Origin of the sequence: Streptomyces torulosus, from assembly GCF_001419765.1 — a bacterium.
GTDB lineage: Bacteria > Actinomycetota > Actinomycetes > Streptomycetales > Streptomycetaceae > Streptomyces > Streptomyces torulosus.
Genome location: NZ_LIRK01000796.1, coordinates 1 through 6,178, shown reverse-complemented (window position 1 = coordinate 6,178; position 6,178 = coordinate 1). Strand labels below are relative to the sequence as shown.

The 6,178-nt window shown below is 70.7% G+C and carries 6 protein-coding genes; 3 read left to right on the top strand and 3 right to left on the bottom strand.

Annotation, left to right across the window (positions count from 1 at the left end):
- Nucleotides 1–47: 47 nt before the first annotated feature.
- Nucleotides 48–1,316 (top strand): FAD-dependent oxidoreductase, encoded by a 1,269-nt coding sequence (locus tag AOK23_RS40095; RefSeq protein ID WP_055717350.1) that lies wholly within the window; start codon nucleotides 48–50, stop codon nucleotides 1,314–1,316.
- 52 nt (nucleotides 1,317–1,368) lie between these two features.
- Here AOK23_RS40095 and AOK23_RS40090 read toward each other — a convergent pair whose 3' ends face one another.
- The 3 genes from AOK23_RS40090 to AOK23_RS40080 all read right to left on the bottom strand — a co-directional run bounded on the left by AOK23_RS40090 (nucleotide 1,369) and on the right by AOK23_RS40080 (nucleotide 4,706).
- Complete coding sequence (locus AOK23_RS40090; protein ID WP_107102982.1) at nucleotides 1,369–2,232, bottom strand: chaplin; 864 nt, start codon at nucleotides 2,230–2,232, stop codon at nucleotides 1,369–1,371.
- A 108-nt stretch (nucleotides 2,233–2,340) separates the two neighbouring features.
- Nucleotides 2,341–2,574, bottom strand: a complete 234-nt coding sequence (locus tag AOK23_RS40085) for a chaplin (protein ID WP_240496780.1) — start codon at nucleotides 2,572–2,574, stop codon at nucleotides 2,341–2,343.
- A gap of 209 nt (nucleotides 2,575–2,783) precedes the next feature.
- Nucleotides 2,784–4,706, bottom strand: a complete 1,923-nt coding sequence (locus tag AOK23_RS40080) for an AMP-dependent synthetase/ligase (RefSeq protein WP_055717345.1) — start codon at nucleotides 4,704–4,706, stop codon at nucleotides 2,784–2,786.
- Between the two features lie 124 nt (nucleotides 4,707–4,830).
- Between AOK23_RS40080 and AOK23_RS40075 the strand changes: the two genes are divergently transcribed.
- Nucleotides 4,831–5,445, top strand: coding sequence for a chorismate mutase (locus tag AOK23_RS40075; protein WP_055717348.1), 615 nt, complete (start codon nucleotides 4,831–4,833; stop codon nucleotides 5,443–5,445).
- A 40-nt stretch (nucleotides 5,446–5,485) separates the two neighbouring features.
- On the top strand, nucleotides 5,486–6,178 hold a 693-nt coding region (locus AOK23_RS40070), incomplete at its 3' end, for an IS5/IS1182 family transposase (RefSeq protein WP_055717347.1).

The window sequence follows — 6,178 nt, the reverse complement described above, 5'->3', positions numbered from 1 at the left end:
TCCCCCACGACCTGGACCGACTGACCGACGACGAGAGAGAGACCTTCATGTACGACCTGCTGGTAGTGGGAGCCGGTCCCTACGGGCTGTCCATCGCGTCCCATGCCGCGGCCGCCGGGCTGACCCTGCGGATCGTCGGACGGCCCATGGCGTCCTGGCGCGACCACATGCCTCGCGGCATGTTCCTGAAGTCGGAGCCATGGGCCTCAAACCTTTCGGACCCGGAGGGGAAGTGGAGCCTGGACGCGTACTGCGCCGAGCAGGGCATGACGGCCAGGCACGGTGAGCCGATCCCCGTCGAGGCGTTCGCCTCGTACGGCCTGTGGTTCGCACGCCACGCCGTACCGCCCGTGGACGAGCGGATGGTGAAGGCGCTGCGCCTGTGCCCCGGTGGCTTCGAGGCGGTCCTGGAGGACGGTGAGGTGCTGTGCGCGAGGACGGTGGTGCTCGCCGTCGGCGTCCTGCCCTTCACCGAAGTACCGTCGGCGCTGTCGTCGTTGACGCCTGCCCATGTGTCGCACAGCAGCGACCACAGTGACCTCGATCGTTTCCGGGGCCGGGACGTCACGGTGGTGGGGGGCGGTCAGGCGGCCCTGGAGACGGCCGCGCTGCTCGCCGAACTCGGGGCGACGGCCCGGGTGCTGGCTCGCGCCCCGCGGCTGAACTGGAACGACCTTCCTCCGTTCCGTGAGCGCTCGCCCTGGCAGTCGGCCCGCTCGCCGCTGAGCGGGCTGGGGTGCGGCTGGCGCAACTGGCTCTACGCCGAGCGGCCGGACTGGTTCCGGCTCCTCCCGGAGGCCAGGCGGACTCACATCGCGAGGACGGCCCTCGGCCCGGCGGGCGCCTGGTGGGTGCGCGACCGGTTCGAGCCGGTCGTCGAGGTGAGGCTGGGGCAGCGGATCACGGCGGCGTACGAGTGGGGCAGCAGCGTACGGCTGGAGCTGACGAGCCGGAGCGGCGAACTGAGCTCTCTGGAGACGGAGCACATCATCGCGGCCACCGGTTTCAGGGCCACCTGCGGCCGGCTGGACCTGCTGGGGGACGACGTACGCCAGGGTCTCAAGGCCATGCGTGACGGTTCGCCCGCGGTCGGGCGGGACTTCGAGTCGTCCGTGGCCGGACTGTTCTTCGCGGGGCTGACGACGGCCTCCGGCTTCGGCCCCGCGATGCGCTTCGTGTACGGGGCGACGTTCACGTCGGAGACCCTGGTACGAGGGGTGGGGCGGCGGCTTCGTTCGGGAACGGCGGGCGACCGGATCCCGGCGCCGGGCGGCGGGGTTCGACTCGCCGGGTCGGGGGTCGTCATCCGGAACTGAGGGCGGACCTCGAGAGGGGGTGCCGGACGCCGGGCGTCCGGCACCCCTGGTGTCACCGGCGGGATGCCGCCCGGCTCCGCCGGTACATGATGGCCCCGCCGCCGATCAGCGCGGCGCTGGCGGCCGAAGCCGCCAGCAGGCCCTCAGCGCCCGTCTCCGCCATGGCCACCGGGGTGACCGGCGGAGTCATCCGCTCGGTCGTGGGCGGCTCGGCCGGCGGAACGACCCGCTCGGTCGTGGGCGGCTTCGCCGGCGGAGTCACCCGCTCGGTCGTGGGCGGGTTGTGGCGCTCCTCGGGAGGAGCCTCGTGCCCCTTCGGGGACTGGCTGTCGTTGACGCACTTGGTGCCGGACACCGGGTTGAACAAACCCGCCCCGCCCACCGGGTTCCCGCACGCGTTGACCGGGATGTCCACGGGCACCTGGATGGTGTTGCCCGAACCGACACCGGGTGAGCCGTGGGCCGCTCCCTGCGCCGAGGCACCGGATGCCTCGTGCGGGCCCGAGCCGTGCGTGTCCCAAGGGGCGTGCTGCTCGTGGTGACCTGGCGCCTCCCAGGGAGCGTGCTCCTTCTCGGGGCCCTGCCCCTTCGAGGGCTCGTGCCCGCCCGAGGGGCTGTGCGCGCCCTTCCCGTCGTCGTGTCCGGAGGCGTCGTGGGACTTGTGCGGCGCGGAGTCCTCGTTGACGCAGGCGTTACCGAAGGCGGGGTTACCGACGCCGATGACGTCGACGGTGTTGCCGCAGAGGTTGATGGGCACGTGCACGGGAGCCTCGACGGTGTTGCCCGACAGGACGCCGGGCGAGCCTTCGGCCACGCCCGTCGCGCCCGAGTCCGCGAGCGCCGAGCTGCTGTACAGGGACAGAATGCCCGTCGCGGCCGCGGCCGCCACCATTCCCTTGCTCAGGGTCTGTCGCACTATCTTGTTGTCTTCCTGCTTGTTCCAAAAAAGGGGGAAGGCCGACCCCGGCACCGTAGGAACGGGCCAAGGCCGGCCGAGACGCAATCAGGCGGCTGCCGGGCTATCTCACTTGTTGATGCACACGTTGCCGCCCGCCGGGTTCAGAGCCCCGACGATGTTGATGCTGTTGCCACACGCATTGATCGGAATGTGGATCGGGACCTGGATCACGTTGCCGGAGAGAAGACCCGGGGATTTGGCGGCGAACCCCTCGGCTTCCGCGTCGGCGACGGCCGGGGTGGCCATTCCGATGGCCATGATCGCGCCGGCGGCGACAGCGGCGCTCTTCTTGAGCTTCACGTGCTTTTCCCTTCTTCGCGGTCATGCACCCATGACGGCCGAAACCGAGCGAGCACAGCTTGAACGGCTCGCGCCATGACCTGCAGGCTGTAAACGAGGAATAGACGAATGAGGAAACCGCAGAACCTGGCGCACCGCGGTTTTCACCCGAATGCCACGCATGAGCCAACCGGACGGATCAACCGGCGGATCTGTCGCCGCCCGGTCGCTCAGGCCCGGTACAGGGACTCGATGACCGCCGCGTACGCCGCCGTGACCGCCTGGCGTCTGATCTTCATGGACGGGGTGAGCAGTCCGTTCTCCTCGGTGAACTCGCCTTCGACCAGCTTGAACTCACGGATCGACTCGGCGCGGGAGACGGCCTGGTTGGCGTAGTCCACGGCCTTCTGGACCTCGGCGCGCATCCGGGGGTCGGTGACGATCTCGGAGAGCGGGGTGTCCGGGGACATCCCGCGCACGTGCAGCCAGTGGCTGACGTCCTCGGGGTCGAGGGTGATCAGGGCGGCGACGAAGGGCCGGTTGTCGCCGACCACGATGCACTGGCCGACCGGCGGGCGGCTGCGGAGGCGGTCCTCCAACACGGCTGGCGAAACGTTCTTGCCGCCGGAGGTGACGAGGATGTCCTTCTTGCGGCCGGTGATGGTGAGGTAGCCGTCGTCGTCGAGGGCGCCCAGGTCGCCGGTGGCGAACCAGCCGTCGGTGAGGGCGGCGTCGGTGGCGACCGGGTCGTTCCAGTAGGTGCCGAAGACGATGCCACCCTTGATGAGGACCTCGCCGTCGTCCGCGATGCGGATCGCGGTGCCGGGGACGGGCTGGCCGACCGTGCCGGGGCGGGGCCCCAGCGGCGGGACGATCGTGGCGGCCGCGGTGGTCTCGGTGAGGCCGTAGCCCTCGTAGATGATGATCCCGGCGGCGTAGAAGAAGAGGTTGAGGTCGCGGTCGAGCGGGGAGCCGCCGCTGATGGCGTAGCGCATTCGGCCGCCCAGCTCGCTCCGGATGCGGCGGTAGACCAGCGTGTCGTACAGGGCCCAGGCGGCGTACAGGCCAGGGGTGGGGCCGGGGCCCCGCTCGAGGAACTTCTCCAGGTAGGCCTTGGCGAAGCGGACGGCGACGCGGTGGGCGCGGTCGAAGGAGGCGCCGCGGCCGATGCGTTCGGCGGTGGCGCGGCCGGTGGCGTGGATCCGCTCGAAGAGGTACGGGACGCCCACGAGGAAGGTGGGGCGGAACTTCTTGAGCGCGGGCCGCAGTTCGTCGGGCTTGATGCTCGGGCAGTGGCCCAGCTCGATCCGGGCCAGCAGGCAGGCGATCTGGATGGTGCGGCCGAGGATGTGGGCGAGGGGCAGGAAGAGGAGGGTGGAGGCGACCTGGCCGGTGATCTCCTTGAAGATCGGGTGGAGCAGCTCGACCGTGTTGGCGGCCTCCGCGTACAGGTTGGCGTGGGTGAGGACGCAGCCCTTGGGGCGACCGGTGGTGCCGGAGGTGTAGCAGATGGTCGCGGCCGTGTCCGGGGTCAGGGCGGCGCGGCGCTTGGCGACCTCGTCCTCGGGGACGCTCCGGCCGAGGTCGGCGAGGACGTCGAGGGCGCCCTCGTCGAACTGCCAGACGTGCGGGGGCCGGGAGTGGCGGGCGGTGGCGGTGGCGACGGCGGCCGCGTTCTCGGGGGTCTCCACGATCACGAAGTGGGAGCCGGAGTCGCGGACGATCCACTCGATCTGTTCCGGTGAGGACGTGGCGTAGATCGGGACGGACTGGCCGCCGGCCGCCCAGACGGCGAAGTCGAGGACGGTCCACTCGTAGCGGGTGCGGGACATGACCGCGACCCGGCCGCCCGGTTCGAGGCCGGCCGCTATCAGGCCCTTGGCGGTGGCGGTGACCTCGCGGGCGAAGTCGGTGGCGGCGACCGGGTGGAACGTGCCGTGGGCGTCGGCGCGGCGCAGGACCACCGCGTCCGGGGCCTCGGTCGCGTTGCGGAAGGGGAGGTCGGCGGTGCTGCCGCCGGTCTGCCGGGGCGCGAGGACGGGGGTGTGCGCCTCACGGACCACGCCCTGTGCGTCCCTGATCACCTCGACCGTGACGCGGTCGGCGAGGTCCGCGCGCTGCTTCGCCTGGTTCAAGTCCTTGCGTACACCCATCACGGCTCCCCGAGGCCGGCGACCGACTTCATTACCGACGAGTCAACTTACCGGTAAGTAAGGATTTTTCAATGGTTCGGACCGACTCCGGGGAACCGTCGGGTTCGCGTGGTAGGTGTGGATCATGCGCCCCCACCGCCTCAGGTCCGTCCTGATATCCGTCTGTGTCACGTCCGCAGTGGCTCTCTCCGGTGCCGTACCGGCCGCCGCAGAGTCCCCCGCCGCTCCCCCTCGTACGGTCGCGGGGGCCCGGTCGCTCACCGTGCTGACCGATCTGTTCGCCGAACGGCTGCTCGTCGCCGACAAGGTCGCGGCGGCCAAGTACGGCACGAGCACGCCGATCGACGATCCGGTGCGGGAGAAGGCGATCCTCGACGACGTGGCCGCGCGGGCGGTCGGGCTCGGCCTCGATCCGGACGCGGTGACCGCGGTGTTCCGGGACCAGATCGAGGCGAACAAGCTGGTGCAGCGGGGCCTGTACGCCCGCTGGGACGCGCACCCGGAGGAGCGGCCGACCGAGCGGCCGGACCTCGTGAAGGAGGTACGGCCCGTCCTCGACCGGATCACCACGCAGGTGCTGACCGCGCTGGTGGACACGGAACCGCTCCGGGCCGGGGCCTCCTGCGAGCCCCGGCTGCGGCTCGCCGCGATCCGCTCGACGTACACCCACCACTTGGACCTGCTCCATGGGGAGGGACTGGTCCGGGCGGTGCCCTCGGTGTGCGGGGAGCGGTCCTAAAGCGTGTTGCAGAAGGCTGTGATCAGGGCATTTCCCTTGTATGCGTGGGGTGTTGAGGGCTGATCCGTTGTGGGTGGAGACGTTCACGGGGCTGCGGATGAAGCAGTTCGAGCGGTTGCTGAAGGTGGTGCGGGAGCGGGGTGGCGACGGGCCGCGCATCGGGCGACCGTGGTGTCTGCCGCTGGCCGACCGGGTGCTGGTGGTGGCGGTCTACTACCGGACGAACCTCACCATGAGGCAGCTCGCGCCGCTGTTCGGGGTCTCGCCAGCCACGGTGTGCAGGGTGATCCAGCGGCTTCGGCCGCTCCTCGCGCTTGAGCCGATCTCACGCCCCGCCGATGCCGCGGACCGGCTGTGGATCGTGGACGGCACACTGGTCCCGGTCCGCGACCGCAAGGTCGGTGCATCGAGCCGCAACTACCGGTTCTCCGCGAACGTGCAGGTCATCATCGATGCCGACACCCGCCTGGTCGTGGCCGCCGCTCGCCCGGCCCCGGGCAACAAAGCCGACGCCCACGTGTGGCGCAACTCTGGTCTGCCGGGCCAGTGCCAGGGCATCACCGTGCTCGGCGACGGCGCCTACATCAACACCGGCCTGGCCGTCCCGCACCGTAAACGACCCGGCCGGGCCCTGTTGGCCGGTGAGGAAGCCGACAATGCGGAACATCGCCGGGTCCGTGCGCGGGTCGAGCATGCGATCGGACGGCTCAAGAACTACAAGATCCTCCGTGAC

Excerpts from the sequence above, each read along its gene's own strand:
- AOK23_RS40075 (WP_055717348.1), top strand. The coding sequence starts at position 4,831 with ATGCGCCCCCACCGCCTCAGGTCCGTCCTGATATCCGTCTGTGTCACG.
- AOK23_RS40080 (WP_055717345.1), bottom strand. The coding sequence starts at position 4,706 with ATGGGTGTACGCAAGGACTTGAACCAGGCGAAGCAGCGCGCGGACCTC.
- AOK23_RS40095 (WP_055717350.1), top strand. The coding sequence starts at position 48 with ATGTACGACCTGCTGGTAGTGGGAGCCGGTCCCTACGGGCTGTCCATC.